The sequence below is a fragment of the Streptomyces sp. NPDC047085 genome (genome assembly GCF_040643735.1).
Classification (GTDB): Bacteria; Actinomycetota; Actinomycetes; order Streptomycetales; family Streptomycetaceae; genus Streptomyces.
This window is the reverse complement of the sequence record NZ_JBEYUW010000009.1, coordinates 99,319-126,128: the sequence shown is the minus strand read 5'-3', so window position 1 is coordinate 126,128 and position 26,810 is coordinate 99,319. Positions and strand designations below refer to the sequence as shown.

The window sequence follows — 26,810 nt, the reverse complement described above, 5'->3', positions numbered from 1 at the left end:
ACGTCTGCTGGGCACGCACCGGGGCGTCGGTCATGGTCGCCAGGGCACCCGGTGTTCGGCCAGATGGGCGAGCACCGCGTGGTTGGCCTCCCAGCCGTCCGGGAACTTCACCAGGGTTCCCAGCTGGACCGGTTCCGTGGAGGGGTAGTCGTCCAGCAGGTCGCCGACGCCCGCGCGGCACACGACGATGCAGGCGTGGCGGTGGCGGGAGGCCAGGACGCACAGGCGGCCGGTCTCCAGGTGGAAGGCGGTGGCGTCGGGGCGCCCGGAGAGCGGGTGCAGGACGACCGTGACGTCGTACTCGCGGCCCTGGAGGCGGTTCGCGGTGTCGACCGTGACGTCCGCCACGCCCAGGTCCGCGAGCGCCGAGCGGACCGCGGCGGCCTGGTCGCGGTGGGCGGTGCCGACGGCGATCCGGTCGACGGTGAGCGGAGCCGGGTCCGGTGAGCGCTCCGAGGTCGCCGCGCCGCCGCGGTCCAGCAGGCGCCGTACGACCGTCGCCACCGCCCGCACCGCCTCCGGGTCCGTGCGCGGGGTGTGCCGGGCGGGCAGCTCCAGCAGGCCCCAGCCGGACTCGGCCGCCTCGTCGATCACCCGGTCCGGGCCCGTACCGTCCGACGGGACGGCGAAGGCCAGCCGGCGGTCGCCGTGGCCGGTGCCGCTGCGGAACGGGGTGTACGGGTAGAAGGCGTCCGAGACCAGCGGCGCCGCCGAGGCCGGCAGGCGCCAGGAGACCGGGAGACGGTGCTGGGGCAGGTCCGGGTTGTGCGCCAGCAGCGTCGTCACGGCGGAGGCCGAGGGGTCGTACGACAGACCCGCCCACTGCTCGCTGCCCACGATCGCGAACGGGTCCAGCTGCCCCGGGTCACCCACGAACAGCGCCCGCTCGAACAGGCCCGCCACGGCCAGCAGGGAGTCCGAGCGCATCTGGTACGCCTCGTCCACGATCGCGTGCCGCCACGGCTCGTCCACCTTGACGTGCGCCCACTTGGCGGCCGTGGAGAGCACGACGGGCAGGCCCTGCAGATCGGCCGCCTTCGCGGAGGTCCGGACCTGCGGCAGGTCGTCCAGCGCCTTGTCGTAGGGGTCCGTGTCGCTGCTGTGCAGGCGGCCCACCGGCAGCTCGGGGTTCTTCTCGGCGAGCCGCAGCACCAGGTCGTCCACCTGGGCGTTGGTCTGCGCCACCACCATCAACGGGCGCCCGGCGTCGGCGAGTTCGAGGGCCGCGCGGACCACCAGGGTGGACTTGCCGGCACCGGGCGGGGAGTCGACGACCACACCGCGCTCGCCGCCGTGCAGGGTGTCGCGGAGGATCGCGTCGGTGGCGCGGGCGGCAGCGGCTCCGGGGTCGAAGTCGACCGTCGTCACAGCACGTCCTCCTCGGTCACGGTGTCGGGGACTTCGGACACGGCCTCGCCCGGCGGGCCGCCGTGCGTCCACGGGGTGTCCTCCGGGTCGGGGAGCTTCGCCCCGCCGCGCTGCTCGTGCTCGAAGAGGCTGAAGCAGACCGCGTCGCCCTTCTCCGGCACCGAACCGGGCTCGGGCTCCTTGCCCCGGCCCATCTTGTCCACGATGCGGAGTACGACGAGGAGGCCCTCGCCCTCGTCCGGGGAGCCCTCGTAGCCGACGAACTCCGCCGCCTGCGGCTTGCCGCCCAGCGAGCGGTACACCTTCGCCCGCTCCGCCAGATGCGGCCGGTCCTGCGTGCGGACCGTCACCAGCGGACGGGGGCTCGGCCGCTTGCCCTCGCTGTACGCCATGGCGACCTCGGTCACCTCGCCCGCGAACGCCTCACCGGACAGCCGCCGCCCCGCCATCACCAGCGGGTCGTCCAGCGCCTCCTGCGCCTCCAGCCGGGCCTGCTCACGCTCGCGCGTGGCCAGCTTGTTCGCCGCCGTCACCGCGTCGTCGCGGCGCGGCTGCGGCGGCTCGCCCGCCACGACCCGGTCCCGGTGGCCGGTGAACGACCAGCGGTCCCGGGTCCACCGCTCCTCGACGTGCGCGCCCTCGGGCAGCGCCCGCAGCAGGTCCAGACCCCGCCACACCGCGTCCCAGGTGGGCCGGGTGCGGCTGTCGACCAGGTCGCGGATCCGCTGCTCGGCCTCGGTGAGCGCGGCCAGCCGGTCGTCCGCCTCCAGGGCGTCCTCGGCGGCGGCCAGCGCACCGCGCGCGCGGTCGTAGCGCTCGATGGCCGGGGCCAGCAGCTTGTTGTCGAACGCCGGGTCGGTGGCCGGGCCGGCCGGCGGGCACAGCAGCTGCCCGTCGGCGTCGCGCGCGAGTTCGGCCCGCTGGGCGGCCTCGGCGCCCGTGCTGTCCCCGGGAGGGTCGATCCAGGCGATCAGCGCGCCCAGATGCTGGTCCTCCAGGCTGGACTGGCCGGTCGCCCAGTGCCGGGACAGCACGTCGGTCAGGGCCAGCAGGAGCGAGGAGCCGGGTACGCGGGCGCGCTCGCCGTAGTGGGTCAGCCAGCGCCCGAGCAGGGGGATGTGGGGCGGCGCGGGGTAGGGCGTCTCCGGGTCCTGCTCGGCGGTGCGCCGGAACCGCATCGAGCGGCCGAGCAGCCGTACGTAGTCCAGGCCCGCCCGGCTCGGCACGATCAGCTGGGGCGCGTCCGCGCACAGCTCGACCTCGACCTTGATCCGCTTGCCGGTCTCCGGGTCGGTCTCGGTGCGCTCGGCCGCCTCGACGTCCTGCGCGTACGAGTCGATGTACGGCAGGACGACGTCGGCCAGGTCGGCGAGGAACGCGAAGCGCAGATCGCGGTCCCGGGGCTGCGGCACGACCAGCAGACGCGGGGCGTCCCGGTCGGTGCCCACCAGCGCGCCGAGCGGGGCGCCCGCCTCACCCGCCGTGGTGAGCGGCACGAACACGAGCGGCCGGTCGGACAGCCGACGATGCCGCACGGTCGCGGCGAGCTGCGCCCGGCCCGTGCTCACGGCCTCCAGCCGGGCAAGCGTGGCGATCAGCGACACGGGGCCACCTCCGCGGGGGCTTCGGCACGGAGGGTGGCCGGCTCGGGGGTGCTGAGTGGGGCGCGCGCGGTGGTCGGCGGCCGGGTGGCCGGGTGGGTGCCGGTGACGGCGCTGGTGCCGGTGGCCTCGTGGCGGCCGAGGGGGGCGATCAGCGACACGGGGTCACCTCCGCCGTGTGGGGGGTGGCCGGCGGGTGGGCCTGGGTGGGCAGGGTGATGGCGGTCAGGGCCTCGGTGCGCAGGGTGGCCGCGCGGCGCAGGGCCGCGACCGTCGGGTCGTCCGGGTCGCCGCTCTCGCCCCGGGCGGCCGCCAGGACGTCCTCGACCGTGGTCAGGCCGCCCAGCTCGGCCCGGAGCGGGCGGCCGAGCCGGGTCACCGCGCCGGCCGCGCGGGAGCGTTCCCGGCAGTGGAAGGCCAGTTCACAGGCGGACAGGCACTCCGGCGCGTACGTCGCCGGAACCGCCTCGACGGCCGCCGTCAGCTCCTCGGCCGGCCGGTCGGGCGCGAAGCACGTGCCCTCGGGCAGGGTGTCGGCGATCTCCTCGACCCGGGTGAGCCTGGCCAGCTGCCGGGCGGTGACCGCGCGCTGCTTGCGCACATCGACGGCGGAGGCCGTGGGCAGGTTGGAGAAGTCCTTCGGGCACACCAGCAGCACCCGGTGCCGTACCGGGGGAGCGGGATCGAGGCGCGCGGCCACGTCCTCCAGAGCCAGCACGTACACCGCCGCCTGCCGGGCGGCCGCGCCCACCTTCGCGGGGTCCGCCGAGCCGTCCAGCATCGGGAACGACTTGATCTCCACGACCGTCCAGCTGCCGTCCGGGTGCACCACCACCGCGTCCGGCTCGAGGAACGCGAGCGAGCCCGCCACGTCCAGTGCCAGCATCGGGTGGTCCAGCAGCGTCCAGCCGCCCGCCGCCACGGCCTCGCGCAGCGCCAGCGCCGTACGGGCCGTACGCCCCTCGGGGCCCGGCGAGCTCAGGTCGGGCACGGCGGCCCCGGCGGGCGGCTCGGCGCCCGGGTCCAGCCGGGAGTGCACCAGCCGCAGCAGCTCGGCGCCGCCGTCAGCCTTCACCTTCGCCTCGAACGCGTTGCCCCGGGTCAGCGCGAACTGGGACTGGCCGAAGCCGGACGGCGTGCCCAGCGCGCTCGCCAGCGCCGCCTTGTCCACCCCGGCGCCGTCCAGGATCGCGCGCCTGCGGCACCCCGGGTTCGCGGCGAGCGCCGCGAGGGCGCGCGCGTCCAGGGCCTTGGCCGGTACCTCGGGACCGCGCAGCTCAGCGAGCCGGTGCCGGAGCGTCCTCGCCCGCGTCGCTGGGGGAGGCGTCCGGCTCGGCTGCGGCGTCGAGCCGCGGCTCGCGCTGCCTGGGAATGTGCTCACCCGCGGAAGTCTGGCATTCGCCACTGACAATCGGGGAAACCGCACCGTCCAAGGCCTGTGGGACCGGGGTGGCGCGGGTGGTGAGCCGCGCCCGCAGCAGGTCCACGGCGCGCATCACGCGCGGCGCGAGCAGCAGGCCCACGCCCATCACGGCGACGCCCGCGACCGCGTCCAGGAAGTAGTGGTTGGCGGTGCCCATGACGACGACCGCGGTCAGCACGGCGTAGGCGACGCCGACGACCTTCGCGAGCCGGGTACGGCCGTGGCGCCACAGCATCACCCCGCACCACAGGGCCCAGCCGACGTGCAGACTCGGCATCGCCGCGTACTGGTTGGTCATGCCGCCCATGCCGCGCGGGGCGCTTGCCTCGCCGCCCCACCAGCCGTACGAGCTGTACTGGGCCATCGTGTCCACGAAGCCGTGGCCCTCGGAGAGCAGGCGGGGCGGGCAGGTGGGCAGCAGGGTGAAGCCGATCAGACCGATGAACGTGGACGCCATCAGCCAGGTGCGGGCCGCCCGGTAGTGCTCGGTGCGGGCCCGGAACAGCCAGACGAGGATGACGGGCGTGACCAGGTAGTGCAGCGAGGCGTACCAGAAGTCGGCCGGTACGCCGAGCCAGGGCTCGCGGGTGAACAGGCGGTTGAGGGGGTGCTCGGCGTTGAGGTGGAAGGCCTTCTCGATGCGGAGGATCGCCAGGCCGTGGTCGACGGCGGAGGAGACGTCACCCCGGGCGAGGAGGCGGCCGGCCGAGTAGCAGCCGTAGACCAGCAGGATCAGCGGCAGCTCGGTCCACCAGCGCAGCCGGGTTCGCGGGGTCACCTCGGTGCCCGGTGTCTCGGTCTGCGCCATCCGATCGCCCTCCCCCTTCTGCTGTGCGGTGCGCCCCGGCGGGCGACCGTGACACTTTACGGTGTCCGTGATCCGCCCGTGCGGGCACTCCAGCCCTCAAAGACGCCGAGATCGCCCGGCGGGTTGCCCCTGCCCAGGGTGAGCGATGATGGACGGACGGCGCCTCCCGATTTCGCGGGCGCTCCTCAGGCACCGCTCTCCCGGAAAGGTCCCCCATGGCACCGCGCATCCTGCTGGCCCGGCACGGACAGACGGCGTGGTCGCTGTCCGGCAAGCACACCGGCAGGACCGACGTACCGCTCCTGGAGGAGGGCCGGCGCGGGGCCAAGCTGCTCGGCGAGCGCCTGCAGCGCGCTCCGCTGGACGGGCTGCCGGGAGTGGAGGTGCGGACCAGCCCGCTGGCACGCGCGCGTGAGACGTGCGAACTGGCCGGGTTCGGTGAGCGTGCGGAGTCCTGGGACACGCTGATGGAGTGGGACTACGGCGCCTACGAAGGCATGACGCCGGCCGAGATACAGGCTGTCCGGCCCGGTTGGCTGATCTGGCGCGACGGTGTCCCGGAGGGCGAGACCCTCGCCGAGGTCACCGCGCGCGCGGACGAGGTCGTCGCCTGGGCCCGCTCCGCCGACCGCGACGTCCTCGTCTTCGCCCACGGCCACATCCTCCGCTCCATCGGCGCGCGATGGCTGGGCCTCCCCCTCGACTTCGCCGCCCGCATCCGCCTCAACCCCACCTCCCTCTCCATCCTGGGCTGGGCATACGGCGACCCGGCACTCGAAACCTGGAACGACGTGGGCCACCTGTCGGGCTGACGGGGGCTCGCCTCTGCAGCGGGCGGGGCTGCGGTTCCCCAGGGGCGCGGGGCTGTGTCGATTTGCGGCTCCGCCGCGTGGGCGCGACGAGCCCCCACGCACCCGCAGCCGAAGAACCGCCCGCAGCCCCCTCGTTACGCCCGCGCAGCCCTCGGCAGGGATGCATGGCGGTCGAGGAACTCGGAGACTCCCGAGGCCCGTCGGTGCGGGAGAAGGACGCGCGCTGTTCCGGAGAGCATCGTCTGGATGCGGGAGGACTGGACCTGGGTGAGGAGGTCGAGGACGCGCAGGCCGGCGGCGGCCGCTTCGTCGGGGCGGCCGTCACGCGCGAGGTCGTCGGCGAGTTCGGCCGTGTACAGCGCGATGTTCCGGGAGAAGTGCGGGTCCTGGAGATGCGCGGCGCGCCCCGCGTGCCGGGACGCGCGCCGCCAGTCGCCCAGCATGGACCAGCACTGCGCCTCCAGCCCCTCCAGCTCGGCCTCTCCGTAGAAGCTCATCCACTCGGGGTCGGCGTCCGACCGCCCCCGCTCGAAGAAGGCCTGCGCCCGCGCCAGCGCCTGCTCGCACCCGGTACGGTCGGCGAGCCCCGCCCAGCCCCCCGCCTCCCGCAGCGCCAGCAGCGACATCAGACGGGGCGAGCCCAGCGAACGCCCGACTCGCTGCGCGGCCTGCGCCGCCCGTACCGCCTCCCGGGGCCGGCCCGCGTCGCGCGCGAGGAACGCCGTGTTGCAGAAGGCATGCGCCTCGAGGGCGCCGTCGCCGGTCATGCGCGCGGTGGCCAGTGCCTCCGCGTAGTGCGAGCGGGCGTCGTCGAAACGCCCGGAGTCATGGGCCAGCCAGCCCACGGAGATGGCCAGTTCACCGGCGCCCGAGTGCAATCGCTCCGCGGTTGTCTGCCGCGTCGCGCCCGCGTCCAGAAGCGCGTAGGCGGCGCGCAGTGGCGCCGCCGCGCGCTGGTACAGGCCGTCCGCGCCGTGCCGGTCGTCCAGCAGCCGAATACGGCGGACCGCCTCCTCCAGCGCGGCGGCCTCGGGTGTCCCGGCGCGCCGCACCGGGCGGGCCGCTGTCGCGGCGTCCGTGGTGAGCCTCAGCGGGCCCAGCGTGGCGGCGGCCATCGTGGCCCCGCCGCCGGTCATGAATGCGCGACGCAGCACGTCGCTCTCCTCGTGGTTCAGGTGGTCGTTCGCGTACGGCTCGTCCGAGTCGTACGGGTCCGGCGGATCGTCGGGATGGTCCTGCGTGTCATACGACTCGTACGCACCCCGTGTCTCACCGGTGGTGAGCGCCAGGGGCGCGTCCGCGGCCGTACGCGCCGCGCGTCCGCGTACGGACGAGCGCGGCGCGAAGCCGAGGTCGGTGAGCGTGCGACCGGGGAACATGTGCAGGAACACCCGTTCGTACGCGTAGTTCGGGCAGCGGATCTCACCCGCCTCGACCCTTCCGACGTAACGCGCGTCACAGCTCACCCGCTCGCCGATCTCGCGTGCGGCACGCCGTACCAGCGCCGCGAACTCGGCCGGTGAGCGCCGGCCGCGCAGCTGCCGGAAGGCGAGGTTGGGCCTCGGGGGCCGTTCGGGCTGTGACGAGGCCTCGGTTGACGACGCCATGGCCGGTCCTCTCGTGCGAACCGTCGAACCATTCCGGAACCGGGGTGGATTCGGGCTGAGTTGTCCGTGTGACACCCCGGGTCCGGCGAGCAAGAACGTACCTGCTGTGTCGGACCCGCCACGCTGTGTTTGGCTACAAAACGGATATCTCATGCACGATCTGCCATGAACTGCCATCCTTTGTGGCGCACTTGTGCCGTAGCCGTTGACGCGGTCGTGCGTTGTACGTCATGGACTGCAACAGGGCACCGTGGTGGAGGCCGGCATGGAGACCAGCCAGAGCAACGATCCTTGTGCCGCGCCGTCGTCGCCGCCGACGGCGGGAGACGCGGCATGCGAACTGGTGACGGTTCCGGCCCGGCAGGGCCTGGAGGCGGTCGACATCCTGCGCCGCGGCGCCTGCGAGGCCGTCGGACCCGTGCTGCACGACGACGGCGGCGACACCCTCGGCTTCCTCGTCCCGGCCGGCACGGCCGCCGGCTGGGACGTGCCGGGCAGCACCTGCACGGAGACCGACGGGCGGGGACTGCGGCTGAACCCGCAGCCGCCGGTGGAGGGCTCGGACTGGCTGCTGCCGCCCGGCGAGGCCGACCTCGCCACCGACCCGGTGGTGCTGCGCCGGGCCCTCGGGGAGGCGGCCCGGCTGATCGAGGCGGCCGACAGCTGCCGCTGAGCCACCGAGGGCCCGCCGCAGGTCCGTCCCGGTGCCGTCGAGTGGCCGAGGGCCCGGCTCCGGGCCGCCGTCCGGCGGGTGCCCGTGCCACCTGCGAGAATGGACCGATGGGCAGGTCCAGGAACAACCGGCGCAGGTCGGCCGCCGTCGAAGCCGTGGTGGAAGCGGTCGACGGCGGGCTCGCGCAGCTCATACCCGACCCGGACCGCTTCCGCGCCTGGACGCTGCTGATCGACGGCGCGCCCCAGTCGCACGTCGACCTGGACGACCCGGCGTACCTCTCCTTCGAGTACCAGCGCCGCATCGGCCATGTCATCGACCTCGCCGCCCCGCCCGGGAAGCCGGTGCAGGCCGTGCACCTCGGCGGCGGCGCGCTCACCCTGGCCCGGTACGTCGCCGCCACCCGGCCCCGCTCCACCCAGCAGGTCGTCGAGCGGGACGCGACCCTCGTCCAACTCGTGCGCCGCGAGCTTCCGTTGGACCCGAACGCCCGGATACGGGTGCGCTCGGCCGACGCCCGCGAAGGGCTGGCCAAGGTGCCGGACGGCTGGGCCGACCTGGTCGTCGCCGATGTCTTCAGCGGCGCCCGGACCCCCGCCCACCTCACCTCCACCGAGTTCCTCGACGAGGTCCGCCGGGCCCTGAAGCCCACCGGTGCCTACGTCGCCAACCTCGCCGACGGCCCGCCGCTCGCCCACCTGCGCGGCCAGATCGCCACCGCCGCCACCCGTTTCGCCGAACTCGCCCTGATCGCCGACGCGGCGGTCCTGCGCGGCAAGCGCTTCGGCAACGCCATCCTGGTCGCCTCCGACGGACCGCTGCCGCTGGCCGACCTCACCCGCCGCGCCGCCTCCGACGCGCACCCCGGCCGGGTCGAACACGGCCGACCGCTCACGGATTTCACAGGCGGCGCGCTCCCCGTGACGGACGAGACGGCGGCGGCCTCACCGGCCCCACCGCCCTCGGTGTTCCGCTGAGCCGTCGGTCCCCCGTCGGCTCCTTCCGGACGCTCAGAAGTCCAGCCCCCGCGCCAGCATCGGGAGATGGCGTTCGTACAGGCCCGCCAGGTCCTCCTTCCCGTCGCCCTCCACCCAGTGCCGTACCAGCGTGGTGAAGACCGCGATGATCGCCGCCGCCGCGCACCTGATCTCCAGGTCCGCCGGGTCCCGGCCGGTGCGCTCGGCGATGATCTCGGCAATGACCCGCTCGCTGCGCTCCTGCTCGGCGATGCCGCGGGCGCGCAGGGCCGGGTCGGTGAAGGTGATCCGGCTGCGCAGCAACAGGTCGTCGCGGTCCGCGCGGACCATCTCGCCGACCGGGCCCTTCAGGGAGTTGAGGACCGCTTCCACGATGGGCTCGTCGGCCGGGCGGGACTTCAGGGCCTCGGCGAGGGCGGGGTCGTACTCGTCCTGGAGGACCACGTCCTCCTTGGTCGGGAAGTACCGGAAGAAGGTGCTGGGTGAGACCTCCGCCGCCTCCGCGATCTGGTCGACCGTGGTGTTCTCGTATCCGTGCTCGGCGAAGAGGCGGTAGGCCTCGCGGCGGATGCGCTCGCGGGTCTGCCGCTTCTTGCGTTCGCGCAGGCCGAGGGGGGCGGCGGAGGTCTCGTGCGTCGTCATGAGACCGATTCTGCGTGTTGGGCGACGGACCGGGCCACCGTTCGGGAGCACGTACGGGAGCAGGGGGCCCGCTCGGGCAGGAAGGCCGCCGCCAGGACCGCGCCGAGCACGGCGATCGCCCCGCAGGCCACCAGGACGAGGTGCATGCCGTGCAGGAAGGAGGCGTGCGCGGCCGTGGCGAGGCCGCTGTCGTGCAGCCGGGCCGCCACCGCGTCGGCGCCGGAGACCGAGTCGCGGGCCGCGCGCGCCGCCGGACCGGGCAGCCCGCCGGTGTGCAGGTGGGAGAGGTAGCCGTAGCTGAGCAGGCTGCCGAGGCCGGCGACGCCGAGGACCGAGCCGAGCTGCTGGACGGTCTCCAGCAGGCTGGTGCCCGAGCCGGTGTTGTCCTCGGGCAGCGCGCCCATGACCAGGCTGGTGGCGGGCACGACGGCCAGTCCGAAGCCGAGTCCGGTCAGGCCGAGCCACAGCGCGGTGAAGCCGTAGCCGTCGCCCGGGCCGGTCGTGGCGCCGAGGAACACACCGGCGGCGAGCACCAGCAGGCCGACGGCGACGACCGTACGGGCGCCGAGCCGCGGGACCAGCGGTTCGCTCGCGGCGGCCGCCGCCATCAGGCCGCCGATCAGGGGCAGTACGCGCAGCCCGGTGCCGAAGGCGTCGTTGCCGAGGACGGACTGCAGGTACTGCGGGACGACGAACAGGATGCCCATCACCGCGAAGTTGACGAAGACGGCGATCAGCGTGCCCCACAGGAAGCGACGGTCGGCGAACAGTCCCAGGTCGACCAGGGGGTGCGGGTGGCGGCGCTCGCGGACCACGAAACCGGTGAGCAGGACGGCGGCGGCGCCCAGGGAGGTGAGCACGGACGGGCCGGTCCAGCCGTCCTCGGGGATCAGGATGGTGCCGTAGACCAGCGCGGTGATGCCGAACCCGCCGAGGACCGTGCCGAGGATGTCGAACGGGGCCTTGCGCTCCGGCTCGGTGTCACGCGGCAGCAGCCAGACGCCGGCCGCGACGGCGAGCGCGGCGACGGGCACGTTGAACAGGAACACCGAGCCCCACCAGAAGTGGTCCAGCAGCCAGCCGCCGACCACCGGTCCGACGGGCATACCGAGCGCGGTGGCCGCCGTCCACACGGCGATCGCCTTGGGCAGCTCCTCCTTGGCGAAGACGCGGGGCAGGATCGCCATCGACAGCGGCATGATCGCGGCGGCGCCGAGGCCGAGGACCGCGCGGGCCGCGACGACCGCCGACGGCGTGCCGGCCAGCGTGCCCGCCAGCGAGGCGAGCCCGAAGAGCGTGATGCCGGACAGCAGCAGCCGCTTGTGGCCGAACCGGTCGCCGAGCAGTCCGACCGGGAGCATCGCCACCGACAGGGTGAGCAGGTAGCCGCCGCCGATCCACTGCAACTGCGCGCTGTCGGCGTGCAGTTCGCTCGCGATGGTCGGCAGGGCGACGTTGATGACGGTGCCGTCGAGCCCGACGATCAGCACGCTCAGCGTGAGGGCGGCGAGGGCCAGCCAACGGCGGGGGGACGCGGAGAGGCGGGGCGTGAGGTGGTGTGCGGGGTGGTGCGTGGACATGGGGACCTCCCATTCGGAGCAACCTGATGAGAGGTTACTGCCAAATGAGAGTCGACTGTCAATATCTAGTTGTCTTTCACTTCGATGGGCTCAGTACGTGCCCACCTCCACCCGCGGCGGTCCGTCGTGCCAGGTGCAGAAGACCGAGACACGGTCCGCGCTCCTGCTGAACTCCACCCGGATCCATGTCTCCGTCTTCCACACCTGCATCGACCAGCCGGTGCCCGGAGTCGCCGAGACGAGGGTCGCGCTCGCCGGTCCCAGGTCGAAGACCGCACGGCCGCCCGCGGTGTCGTAGGCCTTGACCCGGCCGGAGGCGGTGGCGGAGGCGGAGGGGGTGGGGGACGGGCCGGTGCTGCCGGCCGGTGTCCGTGTGGGTGCGGGCGTCGAGGGTTCGGGTGAGTTGCTCTTCGACGGGGACGGGTGGGTGCTCGGCGGAGCCGGCGGCTTCGAGCGCTGCGCGGTCGTGTCGGCCGCCGTGATCGGCAGCGCGCGCGGCGGGTCGTACGCCGTCCCCGCCATCACCGTGTGCACGCCCCACCACGACAGCGTGACCGCCGCTCCCGTCGCGAGCAGCCACGCCAGTACGTGTACGAGTCCTCTGCGCATCGCGGGCCATACTGCCTCAGGGGCACCGCCGTTCGCACGTGCCCCAGGGATCCCCGAGTTGTCCACAGGCAGTTGTCCACAGGCCCGGACCGGGCTCGCCCGCATGGCGTACGGTGCGGCGCATGGCAAGTGTGCTCGTGGTCGAGGACGACCAGTTCGTACGCTCGGCGCTCATCCGGCATCTGACCGACGCCTCGCACACCGTGCGCAGCGTCGGTACGGCGCTGGAGGCGCTGCGCGAGGTCGCCCATATCCGCTTCGACGTGGTCATCCTGGACCTCGGACTGCCGGACCTGGACGGCTCCGAGGCCCTGAAGATGCTGCGCGGCATCACCGACGTGCCCGTCATCATCGCCACCGCCCGGGACGACGAGACGGAGATCGTCCGGCTGCTCAACGCCGGGGCGGACGACTACCTGACCAAGCCGTTCTCGGTCGAGCACCTGTCGGCGCGGATCGCGGCCGTGCTGCGCCGGGCCCGCTCCGGCGGCGCGGAGCCCGCGCCCTCCTCCGTGCTCCGCGTCGGCGGCCTGACCGTCGACCCGCTGCGCCGCCAGGCCGAGCTGGACGGGGCCCGACTGGACCTGACCCGCCGCGAGTTCGACCTGCTCGCCTTCCTGGCCGGCCGCCCCGGTGTCGTCGTGCCGCGCAAGGAACTGCTCGCCGAGGTCTGGCAGCAGTCCTACGGCGACGACCAGACCATCGACGTCCACCTGTCCTGGCTGCGCCGGAAGCTGGGGGAGACGGCGGCCCGGCCGCGCTATCTGCACACCCTCAGGGGCGTCGGCGTGAAGCTGGAGCCGCCCGTGCTCGACGGGGAAGGGGAGCCGCCGCGATGAGATGGGCCCTGGTCAAGGTGTGCCTGGCGGTCACCACGATGGTCGTGGTCGCCTTCGCCGTCCCGCTCGGCCTGGTCGTCAAGGAGATGGCCCGCGACCGCGCCTTCTCCAACGCCGAGCGGGAGGCCGCCGCCGTCGCCCCCGCGCTGTCCATCACCACCGACCGGGACGAGCTGGAGCGGGTGGTGGCCTCCGCCGGGGCCGACTCCGGGATGGCCGTGCACCTGCCCGCCGACGGCGGGCGGGCCGCGCTCGACCTCGGCCGGTCGCGCGCCGCCCACCGCGACATCGAGGCCGTACGCAGGATGGGCCGTGCCTCCACCACCTCGGTCGCCGGCGGCTTCACGCTGCTCCAGCCGGTCGCGCTCGGCTCCACCGCCATCGCGGTGGTCGAGGTGTACGTCCCCGAGTCCGAGGTGAGCAACGGCGTCGGCACGGCCTGGGCGGTGCTCGCCGCCGTCGGTCTCGCGCTGATCGTCGGCTCGGTGGCCGTCGCCGACCGGCTCGGGGTGCGCATGGTGCGGCCCGCGCAGCGGCTGGTGGAGGGGGCGCACGAGCTGGGCGAGGGCAAGCTGGGCGCCCGGGTCCCCGAGGACGGGCCGACCGAACTCAGGCTCGCCGCCGTCGCCTTCAACTCCATGGCCGACCAGGTCGTCCAACTCCTCGCCAACGAGCGGGAGCTGGCGGCCGACCTCTCGCACCGGCTGCGCACCCCGCTCACCGTGCTCCGGCTCAACGCGGCCTCGCTCGGCGGCGGTCCGGCCGCCGACCAGACCCGGGCCGCCGTCGCCCAGCTGGAGGGGGAGGTCGACACCATCATCCGTACGGCCCGGGAGGCCAAGCCGCAGACCGCCGCGGCCTCACCCGGCGCCGGGTGCGACGCGGCCGAAGTGGTCCGCGAGCGCATGGAGTTCTGGTCCGCGCTCGCCGAGGACGAGGGCCGCAAGTGGCGGGTGGCCGGGGTGGAGCGTCCGGTGCGCATACCCGTGGCCCGCGCCGACCTGGCCGCCGCCCTCGACGCGCTGCTCGGCAACGTCTTCCGGCACACCGCCGAGGGCACCGCCTTCGCGGTCGACGTGCACAACGGCGAGGACGCGGTGATCGTGCTGGTCTCCGACGCGGGCCCCGGCATACCCGACCCCGAGGCGGCGATGGCCCGCGGCCGCGGCTCCGGCAGCGCGGGCTCGACCGGCCTCGGCCTGGACATCGTGCGCCGCCTCGCCGAGTCCACCGGCGGAGACGTCCGCATCGGCTCCTCGGTGCTGGGCGGGACCGAGGTGCGGATCTGGTTCCAGCTGGACGGCCGGGGACCGGTGGGGCGGGGGCACCGAGGAAGGGTGCGCAGGCGCCGATCGGGCAAATTGGTCTCGACCTTTAACCGTCCCCGATCCCTTCCTTAAGCGCACCATAAGATCCCCAACCGCCGTCCCTATCAAGCCGTTTGTCCGATTCGCGCCCGCTAGCGTGCTGCCGCACCTCACCCCCCCCGTGGACAGCGAAGGCAGGCACGCGCATGAGCACGCACCGGCGCAGGATCAGTGGCAGGAACAAGGCGATCGGCGGTCTGGTCGCCGCGGCCGTGGTCGGTGGCGGCGCGGCCCTGCTGACCGGCACCGCGCACGCCGCCGGCGTCGGCGCCGCGTACACGAAGACCAGCGACTGGTCGACGGGGTACACCGCGCAGTACGTCGTCACCAACAACAGCGGCCAGACGGAGAAGACCTGGACGCTGGAGTTCGACCTCCCGGCGGGCGCCAAGCTCAGCTCGCTGTGGAACGCCGAGTCGAGCGTCAGCGGCCGGCACGTCACCGTGAAGCCGGCCACCTGGGACACGGAGGGCCTCGCGGCGGGCAAGTCGGTCACCGTCGGCTTCGTCGTCAACGGCAGCGGCGACCCGACCGGCTGTCGTATCGACGGCGCGCAGTGTTCGGCGGACGGCGGGGCCACCCCCGAGCCCAGCGGCCGCCCCACCCAGACCCAGTCGCCGGCCCCGACCCCCAGCCGGAGCGCGACCCCGACCCCGACGCACAGCGCCACCCCCACCCCCACCCAGACCCCGACGCCCACGCCCAGCGGAAGCACCGGCACCAGCGGCTCCGCCGGCTTCGCCCCCTACGTCGACACCTCCCTCTACCCGGCCTTCGACCTCCTGGCCGCGGCCGACGCCACCGGCGTCAAGAACTTCAACCTCGCCTTCATCACCGACGGCGGCGGCTGCACCCCCAAGTGGGGCGGGGTCACGGACCTCACCGTCGACGGCGTGGCCGCGCAGATAGGCGCCCTGCGCGCCAAGGGCGGTGACGTCCGGGTCTCCTTCGGCGGCGCCTCCGGCTCCGAACTGGCCACCACCTGCAACTCCGCGGACGCGCTGGCGGCGGCGTACGGCAAGGCCGTCGACGCCTTCAAGCTGACCAAGGTCGACTTCGACGTCGAGGGCGGCGCGCTGCCCAACACGGCCGCCAACACCCGCCGCGCCCAGGCCATCGCCAAGCTCCAGTCCCAGCACCCCAACCTGGACGTCTCCTTCACCCTCCCGGTGATGCCCGAGGGCCTCACCCAGGACGGCGTGAACCTCCTGTCCAACGCCAGGTCCAACGGCGTGAAGATCAACACCGTCAACATCATGGCGATGGACTACGGCGCCTCCTACAGCGGCGACATGGGCACCTACGCCGAGCAGGCCGCGACCGCCACCCAGGCCCAGGTCAAGAGCGTGCTGGACCTGTCGGACAGCGCGGCCTGGAAGACGGTCGCGGTCACCCCGATGCTCGGCGTCAACGACGTCTCCTCCGAGGTCTTCAAGGTGGACGACGCCACCCAGCTGGTGAACTTCGCCAAGTCCAAGGGCCTCGGCTGGCTCTCCATGTGGTCCGTCACCCGCGACAAGCAGTGCCCCGGCGGCCCCAAGCCCGCCGCCGACGCCACCTGCAGCTCGATCACCCAGGACCCGTTCGCGTTCTCGAAGGCCTTCGGAGCCTTCAACTGACCTCTGGGGCCTTCTGACCGGACGGGCGCGGCACTCCCCTAGGGTGCCGCGCCCGCGTCTGTCAGGGCCCCGCGTCTGTCAGGGCCCCGTGTCTGTCAGGCCGTGGAACCCGCCGGCGGCAGCGTCCCGGTGCGGGCGACCTCCCCGTACCACCGCGCGCTGGACTTCGGCGTGCGTTCCAGCGTCGCGTAGTCGACGTAGACCGCCCCGAACCGCTTGCCGTAGCCGTACGCCCACTCGAAGTTGTCCATGAGGGACCACAGGTAGTAGCCGCGCACGTCGGCGCCGTCGGTGAGGGCGCGGTGGACCTCCGCGAGGTGGGCGCGCAGATAGGCGATGCGCTCGGGGTCGTGGACGCGGCCGTCGGCGTCGGGCTCGTCGTCGTAGGCCGCGCCGTTCTCCGTGATGTACAGCGGCAGGCCCGGTGCCTCCCGCGTGTACCGCATGATCAGCTCGTGCAGGCCCGCCGGGTCGATCGTCCAGCCCATCTCGGTGCGCTCGCCCGGGGTCTGGTGGAACAGCACGTCGTCGGCGCCCGGCCAGGGGGAGTGGTCGCTGGCGCCGTGACCGTCCGCCCGGGGCCCATCCACCGTGCCGGGGGAGGCCGAGACCAGCGCCGGGGTGTAGTAGTTCAGGCCGAGCGCGTTCAGCGGCGCGTTGATCGTGCGCAGGTCGCCGTCGCGGACGTACGGCCAGTCGGTGACCGAGGCCGTCGCGGAGAACAGGGTCTTGGGATACGCGCCGTGCAGCATCGGGCCGTGGAAGATCCCGTTGGCCAGGTCGTCGATCTTGCGGGCCGCCGCCAGGTCGGCCGGGTCCTGGGAGAGCGGCCGGATCACCGCCGAGTTCAGGCTGACCGCGATCTGGTTGCGGGCGGGCATCGCCGCGCGCAGCGCCGAGGCGCCCAGTCCGTGCGCCAGGTTGAGATGGTGGGCGGCCCTGAGCGAGGCCGCCGGGTCCGTACGGCCGGGCGCGTGCACCCCGGAGCCGTAGCCCAGGAAGGCGCTGCACCACGGCTCGTTGAGGGTGATCCAGTGCTCCACCCGGTCGCCCAGCGCCTCACCGACCAGCTGCGCGTACTCGGCGAACCGGAAGGCCGTGTCCCGCTCCGGCCAGCCGCCCGCGTCCTCCAGCTCCTGCGGCAGGTCCCAGTGGTAGAGGGTGAGCGCCGGCGTGATGCCGTGCGCGAGCAGCTCGTCCACCAGGCGGCGGTAGAAGTCCAGGCCCACCTGCACCGCGGGCCCCCGGCCCGTCGGCTGCACCCGGGACCAGGAGACCGAGAAGCGGTACGCGGACAGGCCCAGCTCGGCCATCAGCGCCACGTCCTGGCGGTAGCGGTGGTAGTGGTCGACAGCGATGTCACCGTGATCGCCGCCGGCCGTCTTGCCGGGCGTATGGCTGAAGGTGTCCCAGATCGAGGGCGTCCGGCCGTCCTCCCGCACCGCTCCCTCGATCTGGTACGCGGAGGTCGCGGAACCCCAGAGGAAGGCGGGAGGGAAGGCCAGGGAGGAAGCAGTGGAGGAAGAGGGGGAGGGAGTGGTGGAAGGAGTGCTGTCAAAAGCGCTGGAGGAGGCGGTGGAAACGGAGGCGGACAGCGAGTCAGGCATGGAAGCGCTCCCATAGGGGTCGTAGGAGACCGACGAAGTGGGCGGGGAGAAGGGCAAGAGGTGTGCGGGGGCCGGGGCGGCGGTGGCCCGGCCCCGAGGCGTTCAACCCTTGATCGCACCCTGCATGATTCCGCCCACGATCTGCTTGCCGAACAGCAGGAAGGCGACCAGCAGCGGCAGCGTGCCGAGCAGCGCGCCCGCCATGATCACCGCCTGGTCCGGGACATAGCCGGTGCCGAGCGAGTTCAGGGCCACCTGGACCGTCGGGTTCTGCTGGTTCAGGGCGATGATCGGCCACAGGAAGTCGTTCCAGGCGAACACGAAGGTCAGCAGGCCGAGCACCGCCATCGCGGGCCGCGCCGCCGGGAAGACGACGTGCCATACGATCCGGATGCTGCTCGCCCCGTCCACCCGGGCCGCCTCGATCAGCTCCGAGGGCAGCGCCTGCACCAGGTACTGCCGCATGAAGAACGTGCCGAACGCCGTCACCAGGCTCGGCAGGATCACCGTCTGCAGCTGGTTGGACCAGCCGAAGTCCGACATCCACAGGTACAGCGGTACGACGGCCAGCTGCGGCGGGATCAGCGTCGTGCCGATGGTCAGCAGCAACAGCAGGCTGGAGAACTTGAACCGCAGCTTGGCGAAGGCGAAGCCGGCCAGCGTGGAGAACAGCACCGTGCTCACCGTGATCGAGCCCGCCACGATCACCGAGTTGAACATCGCTGTGCCGAGCCCGGCCTGGTCCCAGGCGACCTGGAGGTTCTTGAACAGGTTGCCGCCGAACCACAGCGGCGGCGGGGTCTGGGCGAGCCGCCGGTCGGTGCGCGAGGCCGCGATCGCCGTCCACACCAGCGGGGCCAGCGAGATCAGCGCGAAGACGGTCAGGACGACGTACGTCACCGGCCCGGCGTGCAGCTGCTTGCCGGCGCCCATCGCCCTCCGCCGCCGCCCGGTCCCGGACTTCGTCACCTGGGGCAGGGTCACTTCACTGGTCGTCATTGGGACTTCCTCAGCCGTCGGGTGAACAGCAGATTGACCGCGGCGACGATCAGCAGGATCAGGAACATCGTCCAGGCGATCGCGGACGCCTTGCCGAGGTTGCCGATGATCCAGCCCTGGTCGTACATGTACAGACCGAGCGTCTGGTACTGATGCTCGGAGCCGCCCTTGGACCCGCTGACCCCGCCGAACAGCAGGGGCTCACCGAAGAGCTGGGTGGCGCCGATCGTGGAGACGACGATCGTGAACAGGATCGTCGGCCGCAGCTGCGGAATCGTCACGTGCCGGAACTGCTGCCAGCGGTTAGCGCCGTCGAGTGCCGCCGACTCGTACAGGTCCACCGGGATCGCCTGCATCGCCGCCAGGTAGATCAGCGCGTTGTAGCCGGTCCACCGCCAGATCACGATGGACGACACCGCGAACTGCGAACCCCAGTCGGACTCACGCCAGTTGACCGGGTCGACCCCGAAGAAGTGCAGGATCCAGTTGATCATGCCGCCGTCCCACGAGTACAGCAGCGTGAACACCAGGGTCGCGGCCGCCACCGAGGTCGCGTACGGCGTCAGCATCACCACGCGCCACAGGGTGGAGCCGCGCAGCTTGTAGTTCAGCAGGTGAGCCAGCCAGATCGCCGCGATCAGCTGCGGAACGGTGGAGAGCAGACCGATGGTGAACGTGTTCTCCAGGGCGTTCCAGAAGAAGTCCGAGGAGAGCAGGTTCTTGTAGTTGTCCAGGCCCGCCCAGGTCTGCTGGTCCAGCGCCGACAGCTGCACGTTGTGCAGCGAGTACCAGGCCGTGTAGAGCAGCGGGACCAGGGTGAACGCGCCGAACAGCACGAAGAAGGGGGCGACGAAGGCGTACGGCGACGCCTTCATGTCCCAGCGGTACAGCCGGCTGCGCCAGGAGCCGGCGCCCGCCTCGGTACCGCGACCGTGAGCGCCCCGGGCCGCGCCCGGCGGGGTGCCGGGCGCGGCCTCGGCGCTCGACGCGGGGTGCGCGAGAGCCTGCTTGGAGCTGGTCACTGGCCGAGCACGTCCTTGATCTCCTTGGACGCGGCGTCCCAGCCCTGGGACGGGGACTTGCCCTTCTGCTCGACCTGGAGGATGCCGACGTCGGTGATCGCGGTGCCGATCGGCTGGTCCTTGATACCGAAGTACTGGACCGGGATGGTCTTCGCCGAGTCGGCGAAGATCTGCGTGATCGGCGCGTTCGAGAAGTAGGCCGTGGTGTCCGCGGCCGGCTTCAGGCCCGCGTACGCTGCCGGGGTCGACGGGAAGCTCGCCTGCTTGGCGAAGACCTTGGCCTGCTGCTCGGGCGCGGTCAGCCACTTGGCCAGCTCGACGGCCTCCTTCTGGTGCTTGCTCGCCGTCGGCACGCCGAGGAAGGAGCCGCCCCAGTTGGCCGCGGTCGGCGCCGCCGCCACGTCCCACTTGCCCTTGCCGGAGTCACCCGACTTCTGCTCGATGTAGCCGATCATCCAGGCCGGGCAGGCGACGGTGGCGAAGGTGCCCTTGGCGTAGCCCTGGTCCCAGGTCGGGTCGAACTGCTTGAGCTTCGCGGACATGTCGCTGGTGGCCACGGTCATCGCGGCGTCCCAGGCGGTCTTCACGCCCGAGGACTTGTCCCAGATGACGTTGTTGTCCTTGTCGTAGTAGCGCTCGGAGCCGCCGCCCAGCGCCGCGTTGTAGACGGACGCGGCCGAGTCCACGAACTTGGTGCCCTTGGGCGCCTTCTTCATGTACTGCTTGCCGAGGTCGACGTACTTGGCCCAGTCGCCCTTCCACATGTCGGCGAGCTTGGTCCGGTCGGTCGGCAGCCCGGCCTTCTGGAACAGGTCCTTGCGGTAGCAGATGGCCATCGGCCCGATGTCCGTGCCGAGCCCGATGAGCTTGCCGTCCTTGCTGGTGGCCTGGGCGTTCTTCCAGTCCAGCCACTGCGACTTGTCGACGTCCTTGCCGAGGTCGACGAACTTGTTCGACTGCGTCTGCACGGCCTCGGTGATGTTGCCGACCTCGATCGCCTGCACGTCGTCGGTGCCGGAGCCGGCCTGGAGGCGGGTGAGCACCCTCGGCCAGTAGACGTCGGTACGAGTAGTGACGTTCTCCTTGATGGTGATGTTCTTGTGGAGCTTCATGTACTCGTCATAGAGGCCGGCCTGCTTGTAGCCGAAGACGCCGAAGGTCCCGATGGTCAGCGTGATCTTGCCCTTGCCACTGCCGTTGCCGCCGTCCGAGGTGGACGAGCCGTCGTCCGAGTCCTTGGAACAGCCGGCCAGCAGCCCCGTGGCCAGCGCGGCGACGACCGCGATGGCCCCCAGTTTGCGGGACCGGCGGAAGCTCGTGCCCATTGCGTCCTCCTGTTGCCTGACGTGCCGACCCCCCGGCCAACTGCATGGTTGGGCCCCGTTCGTACTCGCTGCGGCTCGGGCGGGGAACGTGCGGAATGTGTAGGTGTCAGGTACTGTGGGAGCGCTCCCACAGGTGATGAGTTGAAGGTTCGCCGGTTCCCGCCGGGGTGTCAAGGGAGCGGACACGGGCTACGGCTCGGCGTTATCGGGCCGTTAGCGAACGGCAGTTGGGTGGGCGGCCGGGAGGTCCACGTCGGCCCCGGGGACGGCGACCACGGCCGACGGCACTGTTACATTCCAGGTCGGCGACCGTCGCGGTGGAGGCGGCGGGCGCGGCAGAGAAAGGCGGAGCCCATGGCAAGCCACGGAGCGCGGGGCCGGAGCGCGGGACGGCCCACGCTCGAGGAGGTTGCCGCCCGGGCCGGGGTCGGCCGCGGCACGGTCTCGCGGGTGATCAACGGCTCTCCCCGGGTCAGCGAGGCGACCCGCGCCGCGGTCGAGGCGGCCGTCGCGGAACTCGGCTACGTCCCGAACACCGCGGCCCGCGCCCTCGCGGCCAACCGCACCGACGCCATCGCCCTGGTCGTCCCCGAGCCGGAGACCCGCTTCTTCGCGGAGCCGTACTTCTCCGACATGCTGCGCGGTGTCGGCGCCGAGCTCTCCGACACGGAGATGCAGCTGCTGCTGATCTTCGCGGGCAGCGACCGGGAGCGGGAGCGTCTCGCCCAGTACCTGGCGGCGCACCGCGTCGACGGCGTCCTCCTGGTCTCGGTCCACGCGGACGACCCGCTCCCCGACCTCCTCGCCCAGCTGGAGATCCCGGCCGTGATCAGCGGCCCCCGCTCGGCCGGCGAGACGCTCACCTCGGTGGACTCGGACAACTACGGCGGCGCCCGCGCGGCCGTGGAGCACCTGCTCGCCCGGGGCCGGCGCCGGATCGCGCACATCACCGGCCGCCTCGACGTCTACGGCGCCCAGCGCCGCGTCGACGGCTACCGCGACGCCCTGCGCGACGCGGGCCTGGAGGTGGACGAACTCCTCATCGAGCCCGGGGACTTCACCGAGGAGGGCGGCCGCCGCGCGACGACCGTGCTGCTGGAGCGCCACCCCGACCTGGACGCCGTCTTCGCCGGCTCCGACGTGATGGCGGCGGGCGCCCGCCAGGTGCTGCGCGAGGCGGGCCGCCGCATCCCGGACGACGTCGCCCTGGTCGGCTACGACGACTCGGCCATCGCCCGCCACATGGACCCGCCGCTGACCAGCGTCCGCCAGCCCATCGAGGAGATGGGCCGCGCCATGATCGACCTCCTCCTCACCGAGATCGCCGACCGCCGCCCACCCGCCTCCCGCGGCCTGGCCCGACGGCATGCGGTCCTGCGCACGGAACTGGTGACACGGGCGTCGTCGTGACGCGGTCCACGTGAGGCCGAACACCGCCGGTGCCGCTGCGGGTCACCGGCGGGCGGGCATAACGAATCAGCCGGTGACCCGTCTTTCGACGGAGTCACCGGCTGATCACTCAGGGTGAGTGACGGGACTTGAACCCGCGACATCCTGGACCACAACCAGGTGCTCTGCCAGCTGAGCTACACCCACCACGACCGGCGGTGGAACGTATCGTTTCCCCGACCGGCCGAGAAGAAGTCTACAGGGTCCGAAGGGGTGCTCGCGCACGTGTTTTCGTGCGGGCCTTCGAGCGGACCGGGCTACGCGGGCTGCGGGGGCTGTGCGGACTGCGCAGGCTGGGCGGGCTGGGCCGGCAGGACGTGCTTGGCGGCGATCGCCTTCGCGGTGTCGGAGTCCGGGCCGGGCTGGGGGACGAAGATGGCCTCGCGGTAGTAGCGCAGCTCGGCGATCGACTCGCGGATGTCGGCGAGGGCGCGGTGGTTGCCGTTCTTCTCCGGGCTGTTGAAGTACGCCCGCGGGTACCAGCGGCGGGCCAGCTCCTTGATCGAGGAGACGTCGACGATCCGGTAGTGGAGGTAGTCCTCCAGGGTCGGCATGTCGCGCAGCAGGAAGCCGCGGTCGGTGCCGACGGAGTTGCCGCACAGGGGGGCCTTGCCGGGCTCCTTGACGTGCTCGCGGACGTAGGCGAGGACCTGCTCCTCGGCGTCGGCCAGCGTGGTGCCGCCGGCCAGCTCGTCGAGCAGCCCGGACGCGGTGTGCATCTGACGCACCACCTCCGGCATCGTCTCCAGCGCGGCGTCCGGCGGGCGGATGACGATGTCCACCCCCTCGCCGAGCACGTTCAGCTCGGAGTCGGTGACGAGGGCGGCCACCTCGATGAGAGCGTCGTCGGACAGCGAGAGGCCGGTCATCTCGCAGTCGATCCACACCATGCGATCGTTCATGCGACCTACCCTAAAGCTGACGTCCGCTTTTGGGATGCCCCCTGCCGTCGTGAGGAAAGGGGGGCGGATCGGAATCCGCCCCCCTTTCTCATGCCCCTCTTATGCCTCCGAGGCCTCGCTCAGCTGCCGCTGCGTGGTCCCGGCAACAGGCTCACCGCGCCCGCGGCGTGGCGGCGGCCGATCTGCATCGGGACGCCGCTGTCCCGGTCCGGGTGCGGCATGGCGGACACGTGGCCCACCGGGCCGTGGCCGGCCAGGGCGGCGGGCGGTGTGCCCGCCGGGCCGTGCTGGGCGGCCGGCACCTCCTGCTCACCCGGCTTCTCCGCCCCCGGCCGGCGGGCGCGGTAGGCGGCCCGGTACGCGGCGGGGGAGGAGCCGAGCTGGCGGCGGAAGTGCCCGCGCAGCGCGACGGGTGAGCGGAAGCCGCAGCGGCCGGCGACCTCGTCCACGGAGTAGTCCGAGGTCTCCAGCAGCCGCTGCGCCTGCAGCACCCGTTGGGTGATCAGCCACTGCAGCGGCGCGCTGCCGGTGAGCGAGCGGAAGCGGCGGTCGAACGTACGGCGGCTCATGTAGGCGCGTGCCGCCAGTGTCTCCACGTCGAACTGCTCGTGGAGGTGTTCCAGTGCCCAGGCGACGACCTCGGCGAGCGGGTCGGCGCCGATCTCCTCTGGTAAAGACCTGTCGAGGTAGCGCTCCTGACCGCCGCTGCGGCGCGGCGGCACCACCAGCCGGCGGGCCAGTGCGCCGGCCGCCTCGTTGCCGTGGTCCGTCCGCACGATGTGCAGACACAGGTCGATCCCCGCGGCCGTACCGGCCGAGGTCAGTACGTCGCCGTCGTCGACGAACAGCTCGCGCGGATCCACGTGGACCGACGGGTAGCGCTTGGCCAGCGTCGGTGCGTACATCCAGTGCGTGGTCGCCGGACGGCCGTCCAGCAGGCCCGCGGCGGCCAGGACGAAGGCCCCGGTGCACAGGCCCACGATGCGGGCGCCCTCCTCGTGCGCTCGGCGCAGCGCGTCGAGCGCTTCCTCCGGTGGCGGCGCGGTGATCGAGCGCCAGGCCGGTACGACGACCGTCCCGGCGCGTGAGATCGCCTCCAGTCCATGCGGTGCCGTGAGTTCCAGGCCCCCTGTGGTCCGCAGTGGGCCTTCCTCGCCGGCGCACACCAGCAGTCGGTAGCGCGGCACGCCGGCGTCCTGGCGGTCGATGCCGAACACCGACAGCGGAATGGAACTCTCGAAGATGGGGCCGCCGCTGAACAGCAGCACCGCGACGATCTCCTTGCGGCGTCGCCCGGCGAGTTTCCGGGCCGCGGCTTCCGGCGCGGCGATGGAGTCGTGGCTCATCCTGCTAAGCCCCCCTCGGTGGTCGCGGCTCCTCGGTTGTGTCGCTCCTGCACGTTTCCCCTCGGTCCTGCACGAGTCCCCCGCCGTAAAGAAAGTCAAGATCGAATCTACTGGCTCCCGCGGTCTGTCGGTGGCCAGTTCTGCACGCCGCAGATTGTCGACATGACAACTTGGCGTGAAGCATTCGATCACGAAGGGTTGCACTCGCGAGGCGTGTACGGAAGTGCGCCTTGTGGCGGTGGCCGAACCGCATAGGGTGTGCAGGGTCGTCCAGGCCCTTTCCGTGCAGGTGGAACGGGGGTTGGGGGGTGGTTCCGACCCCTCCGGAGCGATAACAGGAAGTTGGCTGAAAAGAAGCGTTCAGGGGTACGGAAACCGGTCAGTCGACCGGTGTCCGACCCCCGGTGTGATGTCCGCCTCTTTGCGCGGCGCAACGTTCCGAGCGGCGCAGCAGGACGCGGCAGGCGCCCGTGACGGCGGCGAGGCCGAGGGCGGTGCCGGCGGCTCCGGCCGGCGAAGTGCCGTACCAGAGCAGGACCACGGGGACGAGGGCACAGCTGAACGCCGCCCAGCGGATCACGTCACTCGCGGTGTCCGGGGCGGGGTGCTGGTCGGTGGTGGATCGGGGTCCGGGCATCTGGTCTCCCTGGGGCGACGGCTCGTCGTGATCAACGCGTGTTCGATCCCTCGGTCACCGGCCGTGGTGTCGCGAATCCTGCGCAAACCGCCTGTACGGGGCAGCAACCATTGCGTTACGGGCGCCGCTCGTGCATGCTCCGGGGAACCCCCGGGGACACCCCTGGGGACCGATCACAGAGAGTGCGCGGGATCTGGCTCAGGGAGGCGTGCCGCCGTACCCTTGGGGGTATGGGGTTGGGAAGACGTTTCCCGGACACACAGCTCCGCAGTACGACAACCCCCCCGTCCCCTAAAGGATCACGACGCCGAGACAGTCATGGCCGGTCACGAATTCTTCGAACCCGCGGACCGCAAGCGGCCGGTCGCCGAACCCACGGCGGCCGATCCCCTGGCGGCGGAAGAGACACGCCCCTCCTGCGATCCCGCCTTCCGGCACGGGGTGGTCGTCGGCTTCGACGGCTCCACCTCCAGTGAGCGTGCCCTCGCCTACGCGATCGGCATGGCCCACCGCTCGCACTCCGGTCTGATCATCGTCCACGTGGCCAACCGGCTGCCCACCACCGTGTGGGCCGGCTGCGAGCCGCCCGTCTTCGTCGACGTGCCGGACCACCGCACCGAGGTGCTCGGCCTCGAACTGGCCTGTGCGGACTATCTGGCCGAGGTGCCGTGGATCCTGGTCGAGCGCGGCGGCGACATCTGCCACGAGCTCGAGGAGGTCGGGCGGGAGTACGAGGCAGACGCGATCGTGGTCGGCTCCACGCACGGGATCGTCGGCCGGATCTTCGGCTCCGTCGCCGGCCGCCTCGCCAAGCGGGCGAAGCGGCCCGTGATCGTCATCCCCTGAGTTCACCGGCGGCTCAGAGCGTTTCCACCTCGTGTCAACTCCCTTTGTGCAACGCGAAAATACTTGCGCGTAGAGGTGTTTGTGCTCTTGTGAAGGGCATATATCGGTCACTGCGCAACGCACATGCATGAAGGGAGCCCGCCGTGGACAGTGACGTCTCTGCGGGAAGCGGAAGCACGACCGTCGTGGGCCGACTCGCCCTGGGGATCACCCTGTTGGCGTTCGGACTCGGTACGACCGGCGTGATCGACGGTGTGGCGGCGTCCGACGCCGTGTCAGTGGCCCACTATGTGGGCGGAGTTGCTCTGTTCCTGATCGGCCTCCTGGCCTTCCGTGGCGGTGACAGCGCCTCGGGTACGGGCTTCGCGGCCCTCGGCGCCCTGTGGTTCACCTGGGCCGTCGCCTCCCACGGTTCGGCCAACGCGGCCGGGCTCTTCCTGCTCCTGTTCGCCCTCGTGGCCCTCACGTTGACCCTCGCGGGCGGCGACAGCCTCGGTCAGCTCATGCATGCGCTGCTCTTCCTCGCGATGCTGGTGCTCGCCGTCGCGAGCTTCGCCGACAGTTCCTCGCTGGCGAAGGTCGGCGGCTGGGTGGCCGCCGTCTCCGGTGCGGTGGCGTGGTACGCGGCGACGGCCGCGCTCGCGCACTGGCCGACGGCCCTTCCGGGGCGTGCTGCGGGCCGGGGGGTGACGGCCGCCGGCTGAAACGTGCAGCACTGAAGGGACCCCCACGTGTTGGTGGCACACGTGGGG

25 protein-coding genes and 1 tRNA gene are annotated in these 26,810 nt (G+C 72.3%); 9 read left to right on the top strand and 17 right to left on the bottom strand.

What is annotated here, in order from left to right; translation table 11 throughout:
* Positions 1 to 30 precede the first annotated feature (30 nt).
* Genes ABZ865_RS27610 through ABZ865_RS27590 form a run of 5 tightly spaced genes read right to left on the bottom strand, consistent with a single transcriptional unit; the run spans position 31 to position 5,200 of the window.
* The gene (locus ABZ865_RS27610; protein WP_361235791.1) at positions 31 to 1,368 is read right to left on the bottom strand and encodes an AAA domain-containing protein; all 1,338 of its coding nucleotides are present in this window, start codon (positions 1,366 to 1,368) and stop codon (positions 31 to 33) included.
* Positions 1,365 to 2,972 carry a hypothetical protein gene (locus ABZ865_RS27605; protein ID WP_361235788.1) on the bottom strand — a complete coding sequence of 536 codons (1,608 nt, stop codon included), beginning with the start codon at positions 2,970 to 2,972 and terminating at the stop codon, positions 1,365 to 1,367. The genes ABZ865_RS27610 and ABZ865_RS27605 overlap by 4 nt, the downstream gene beginning before the upstream one ends.
* Complete coding sequence (locus ABZ865_RS27600) at positions 2,963 to 3,130, bottom strand: hypothetical protein (protein WP_361235785.1); 168 nt, start codon at positions 3,128 to 3,130, stop codon at positions 2,963 to 2,965. Before ABZ865_RS27600 ends, ABZ865_RS27605 begins: the two co-directional genes overlap by 10 nt.
* On the bottom strand, positions 3,121 to 4,245 hold the full coding sequence (locus ABZ865_RS27595; protein WP_361236348.1) for a hypothetical protein: 1,125 nt from the start codon (positions 4,243 to 4,245) through the stop codon (positions 3,121 to 3,123). The genes ABZ865_RS27600 and ABZ865_RS27595 overlap by 10 nt, the downstream gene beginning before the upstream one ends.
* A 1-nt stretch (position 4,246) precedes the next feature.
* On the bottom strand, positions 4,247 to 5,200 hold the full coding sequence (locus ABZ865_RS27590) for a phosphatase PAP2 family protein (protein WP_361235782.1): 954 nt from the start codon (positions 5,198 to 5,200) through the stop codon (positions 4,247 to 4,249).
* Positions 5,201 to 5,415: 215 nt separating this feature from the next.
* On the opposite strand from ABZ865_RS27590, the gene ABZ865_RS27585 reads away from it, so the two are divergent.
* The gene (locus tag ABZ865_RS27585) at positions 5,416 to 6,012 is read left to right on the top strand and encodes a histidine phosphatase family protein (RefSeq protein WP_361235779.1); all 597 of its coding nucleotides are present in this window, start codon (positions 5,416 to 5,418) and stop codon (positions 6,010 to 6,012) included.
* A 134-nt stretch (positions 6,013 to 6,146) separates the two neighbouring features.
* Here the strand turns inward: ABZ865_RS27585 and ABZ865_RS27580 are convergent, their stop codons facing one another.
* Positions 6,147 to 7,619 carry a hypothetical protein gene (locus ABZ865_RS27580; RefSeq protein ID WP_361235776.1) on the bottom strand — a complete coding sequence of 491 codons (1,473 nt, stop codon included), beginning with the start codon at positions 7,617 to 7,619 and terminating at the stop codon, positions 6,147 to 6,149.
* Between the two features lie 265 nt (positions 7,620 to 7,884).
* Between ABZ865_RS27580 and ABZ865_RS27575 the strand changes: the two genes are divergently transcribed.
* On the top strand, positions 7,885 to 8,292 hold the full coding sequence (locus ABZ865_RS27575) for a hypothetical protein (protein ID WP_361235773.1): 408 nt from the start codon (positions 7,885 to 7,887) through the stop codon (positions 8,290 to 8,292).
* 107 nt (positions 8,293 to 8,399) lie between these two features.
* Entirely contained in the window at positions 8,400 to 9,269 is an 870-nt protein-coding gene (locus ABZ865_RS27570) for a fused MFS/spermidine synthase (protein WP_361235770.1), read from the top strand.
* 33 nt (positions 9,270 to 9,302) lie between these two features.
* Here the strand turns inward: ABZ865_RS27570 and ABZ865_RS27565 are convergent, their stop codons facing one another.
* From ABZ865_RS27565 to ABZ865_RS27555, 3 genes are all read right to left on the bottom strand, one after another.
* A complete protein-coding gene (locus ABZ865_RS27565) occupies positions 9,303 to 9,911 on the bottom strand; it encodes a TetR family transcriptional regulator (protein ID WP_361235767.1) in 609 nt (202 codons plus the stop codon).
* Positions 9,908 to 11,491 (bottom strand): MFS transporter, encoded by a 1,584-nt coding sequence (locus ABZ865_RS27560; RefSeq protein ID WP_361235764.1) that lies wholly within the window; start codon positions 11,489 to 11,491, stop codon positions 9,908 to 9,910. Before ABZ865_RS27560 ends, ABZ865_RS27565 begins: the two co-directional genes overlap by 4 nt.
* A gap of 90 nt (positions 11,492 to 11,581) precedes the next feature.
* Entirely contained in the window at positions 11,582 to 12,100 is a 519-nt protein-coding gene (locus tag ABZ865_RS27555; RefSeq protein WP_361235761.1) for a hypothetical protein, read from the bottom strand.
* A gap of 122 nt (positions 12,101 to 12,222) precedes the next feature.
* Here ABZ865_RS27555 and ABZ865_RS27550 point away from each other — a divergent pair, with 122 nt between their 5' ends.
* The 3 genes from ABZ865_RS27550 to ABZ865_RS27540 all read left to right on the top strand — a co-directional run bounded on the left by ABZ865_RS27550 (position 12,223) and on the right by ABZ865_RS27540 (position 15,925).
* Complete coding sequence (locus ABZ865_RS27550; RefSeq protein ID WP_361235758.1) at positions 12,223 to 12,939, top strand: response regulator transcription factor; 717 nt, start codon at positions 12,223 to 12,225, stop codon at positions 12,937 to 12,939.
* Positions 12,936 to 14,339, top strand: a complete 1,404-nt coding sequence (locus ABZ865_RS27545; RefSeq protein WP_361235755.1) for a HAMP domain-containing sensor histidine kinase — start codon at positions 12,936 to 12,938, stop codon at positions 14,337 to 14,339. The genes ABZ865_RS27550 and ABZ865_RS27545 overlap by 4 nt, the downstream gene beginning before the upstream one ends.
* A 113-nt stretch (positions 14,340 to 14,452) precedes the next feature.
* A complete protein-coding gene (locus ABZ865_RS27540) occupies positions 14,453 to 15,925 on the top strand; it encodes a cellulose binding domain-containing protein (RefSeq protein ID WP_361235752.1) in 1,473 nt (490 codons plus the stop codon).
* Positions 15,926 to 16,020: 95 nt separating this feature from the next.
* On the opposite strand, the gene ABZ865_RS27535 is transcribed toward ABZ865_RS27540, so the two are convergent.
* The 4 genes from ABZ865_RS27535 to ABZ865_RS27520 all read right to left on the bottom strand — a co-directional run bounded on the left by ABZ865_RS27535 (position 16,021) and on the right by ABZ865_RS27520 (position 20,878).
* Entirely contained in the window at positions 16,021 to 17,532 is a 1,512-nt protein-coding gene (locus ABZ865_RS27535; protein WP_361235749.1) for a GH1 family beta-glucosidase, read from the bottom strand.
* A 102-nt stretch (positions 17,533 to 17,634) separates the two neighbouring features.
* Positions 17,635 to 18,531, bottom strand: a complete 897-nt coding sequence (locus ABZ865_RS27530) for a carbohydrate ABC transporter permease (protein WP_361235746.1) — start codon at positions 18,529 to 18,531, stop codon at positions 17,635 to 17,637.
* Entirely contained in the window at positions 18,528 to 19,553 is a 1,026-nt protein-coding gene (locus ABZ865_RS27525; protein ID WP_361235743.1) for a sugar ABC transporter permease, read from the bottom strand. The genes ABZ865_RS27530 and ABZ865_RS27525 overlap by 4 nt, the downstream gene beginning before the upstream one ends.
* Positions 19,550 to 20,878 (bottom strand): ABC transporter substrate-binding protein, encoded by a 1,329-nt coding sequence (locus ABZ865_RS27520; RefSeq protein ID WP_361235740.1) that lies wholly within the window; start codon positions 20,876 to 20,878, stop codon positions 19,550 to 19,552. The genes ABZ865_RS27525 and ABZ865_RS27520 overlap by 4 nt, the downstream gene beginning before the upstream one ends.
* Before the next feature lie 354 nt (positions 20,879 to 21,232).
* On the opposite strand from ABZ865_RS27520, the gene ABZ865_RS27515 reads away from it, so the two are divergent.
* Positions 21,233 to 22,288 carry a LacI family DNA-binding transcriptional regulator gene (locus tag ABZ865_RS27515; protein ID WP_361235737.1) on the top strand — a complete coding sequence of 352 codons (1,056 nt, stop codon included), beginning with the start codon at positions 21,233 to 21,235 and terminating at the stop codon, positions 22,286 to 22,288.
* Positions 22,289 to 22,401: 113 nt separating this feature from the next.
* Here ABZ865_RS27515 and ABZ865_RS27510 read toward each other — a convergent pair.
* The 4 genes from ABZ865_RS27510 to ABZ865_RS27495 form a co-directional block, all read right to left on the bottom strand.
* A tRNA-His gene (locus ABZ865_RS27510) sits at positions 22,402 to 22,474 on the bottom strand.
* 110 nt (positions 22,475 to 22,584) lie between these two features.
* Complete coding sequence (gene orn / locus ABZ865_RS27505) at positions 22,585 to 23,229, bottom strand: oligoribonuclease (protein WP_361235734.1); 645 nt, start codon at positions 23,227 to 23,229, stop codon at positions 22,585 to 22,587.
* Between the two features lie 119 nt (positions 23,230 to 23,348).
* Entirely contained in the window at positions 23,349 to 24,575 is a 1,227-nt protein-coding gene (locus ABZ865_RS27500) for a helix-turn-helix domain-containing protein (protein ID WP_361235731.1), read from the bottom strand.
* A gap of 379 nt (positions 24,576 to 24,954) precedes the next feature.
* Entirely contained in the window at positions 24,955 to 25,212 is a 258-nt protein-coding gene (locus ABZ865_RS27495) for a hypothetical protein (protein ID WP_361235728.1), read from the bottom strand.
* Between the two features lie 318 nt (positions 25,213 to 25,530).
* Here ABZ865_RS27495 and ABZ865_RS27490 point away from each other — a divergent pair, with 318 nt between their 5' ends.
* Both ABZ865_RS27490 and ABZ865_RS27485 read left to right on the top strand, forming a co-directional pair.
* Positions 25,531 to 26,058, top strand: a complete 528-nt coding sequence (locus ABZ865_RS27490; protein ID WP_100826387.1) for a universal stress protein — start codon at positions 25,531 to 25,533, stop codon at positions 26,056 to 26,058.
* 143 nt (positions 26,059 to 26,201) lie between these two features.
* Positions 26,202 to 26,762 (top strand): GPR1/FUN34/YaaH family transporter, encoded by a 561-nt coding sequence (locus ABZ865_RS27485; RefSeq protein WP_361235725.1) that lies wholly within the window; start codon positions 26,202 to 26,204, stop codon positions 26,760 to 26,762.
* Positions 26,763 to 26,810: the final 48 nt, after the last annotated feature.

Bases quoted from the DNA above. Each gene is read 5' to 3' on its own strand.
- ABZ865_RS27560 (WP_361235764.1), bottom strand. From the start codon at position 11,491: ATGTCCACGCACCACCCCGCACACCACCTCACGCCCCGCCTCTCCGCG.
- ABZ865_RS27575 (WP_361235773.1), top strand. From the start codon at position 7,885: ATGGAGACCAGCCAGAGCAACGATCCTTGTGCCGCGCCGTCGTCGCCG.
- ABZ865_RS27540 (WP_361235752.1), top strand. From the start codon at position 14,453: ATGAGCACGCACCGGCGCAGGATCAGTGGCAGGAACAAGGCGATCGGC.
- ABZ865_RS27580 (WP_361235776.1), bottom strand. From the start codon at position 7,619: ATGGCGTCGTCAACCGAGGCCTCGTCACAGCCCGAACGGCCCCCGAGG.
- ABZ865_RS27490 (WP_100826387.1), top strand. From the start codon at position 25,531: ATGGCCGGTCACGAATTCTTCGAACCCGCGGACCGCAAGCGGCCGGTC.
- ABZ865_RS27495 (WP_361235728.1), bottom strand. From the start codon at position 25,212: ATGCCCGGACCCCGATCCACCACCGACCAGCACCCCGCCCCGGACACC.
- ABZ865_RS27520 (WP_361235740.1), bottom strand. From the start codon at position 20,878: ATGGGCACGAGCTTCCGCCGGTCCCGCAAACTGGGGGCCATCGCGGTC.
- ABZ865_RS27550 (WP_361235758.1), top strand. From the start codon at position 12,223: ATGGCAAGTGTGCTCGTGGTCGAGGACGACCAGTTCGTACGCTCGGCG.
- ABZ865_RS27570 (WP_361235770.1), top strand. From the start codon at position 8,400: ATGGGCAGGTCCAGGAACAACCGGCGCAGGTCGGCCGCCGTCGAAGCC.
- ABZ865_RS27585 (WP_361235779.1), top strand. From the start codon at position 5,416: ATGGCACCGCGCATCCTGCTGGCCCGGCACGGACAGACGGCGTGGTCG.
- ABZ865_RS27515 (WP_361235737.1), top strand. From the start codon at position 21,233: ATGGCAAGCCACGGAGCGCGGGGCCGGAGCGCGGGACGGCCCACGCTC.
- ABZ865_RS27545 (WP_361235755.1), top strand. From the start codon at position 12,936: ATGAGATGGGCCCTGGTCAAGGTGTGCCTGGCGGTCACCACGATGGTC.
- ABZ865_RS27565 (WP_361235767.1), bottom strand. From the start codon at position 9,911: ATGACGACGCACGAGACCTCCGCCGCCCCCCTCGGCCTGCGCGAACGC.
- ABZ865_RS27555 (WP_361235761.1), bottom strand. From the start codon at position 12,100: ATGCGCAGAGGACTCGTACACGTACTGGCGTGGCTGCTCGCGACGGGA.
- ABZ865_RS27500 (WP_361235731.1), bottom strand. From the start codon at position 24,575: ATGAGCCACGACTCCATCGCCGCGCCGGAAGCCGCGGCCCGGAAACTC.
- ABZ865_RS27535 (WP_361235749.1), bottom strand. From the start codon at position 17,532: ATGCCTGACTCGCTGTCCGCCTCCGTTTCCACCGCCTCCTCCAGCGCT.
- orn (WP_361235734.1), bottom strand. From the start codon at position 23,229: ATGAACGATCGCATGGTGTGGATCGACTGCGAGATGACCGGCCTCTCG.
- ABZ865_RS27590 (WP_361235782.1), bottom strand. From the start codon at position 5,200: ATGGCGCAGACCGAGACACCGGGCACCGAGGTGACCCCGCGAACCCGG.
- ABZ865_RS27530 (WP_361235746.1), bottom strand. From the start codon at position 18,531: ATGACGACCAGTGAAGTGACCCTGCCCCAGGTGACGAAGTCCGGGACC.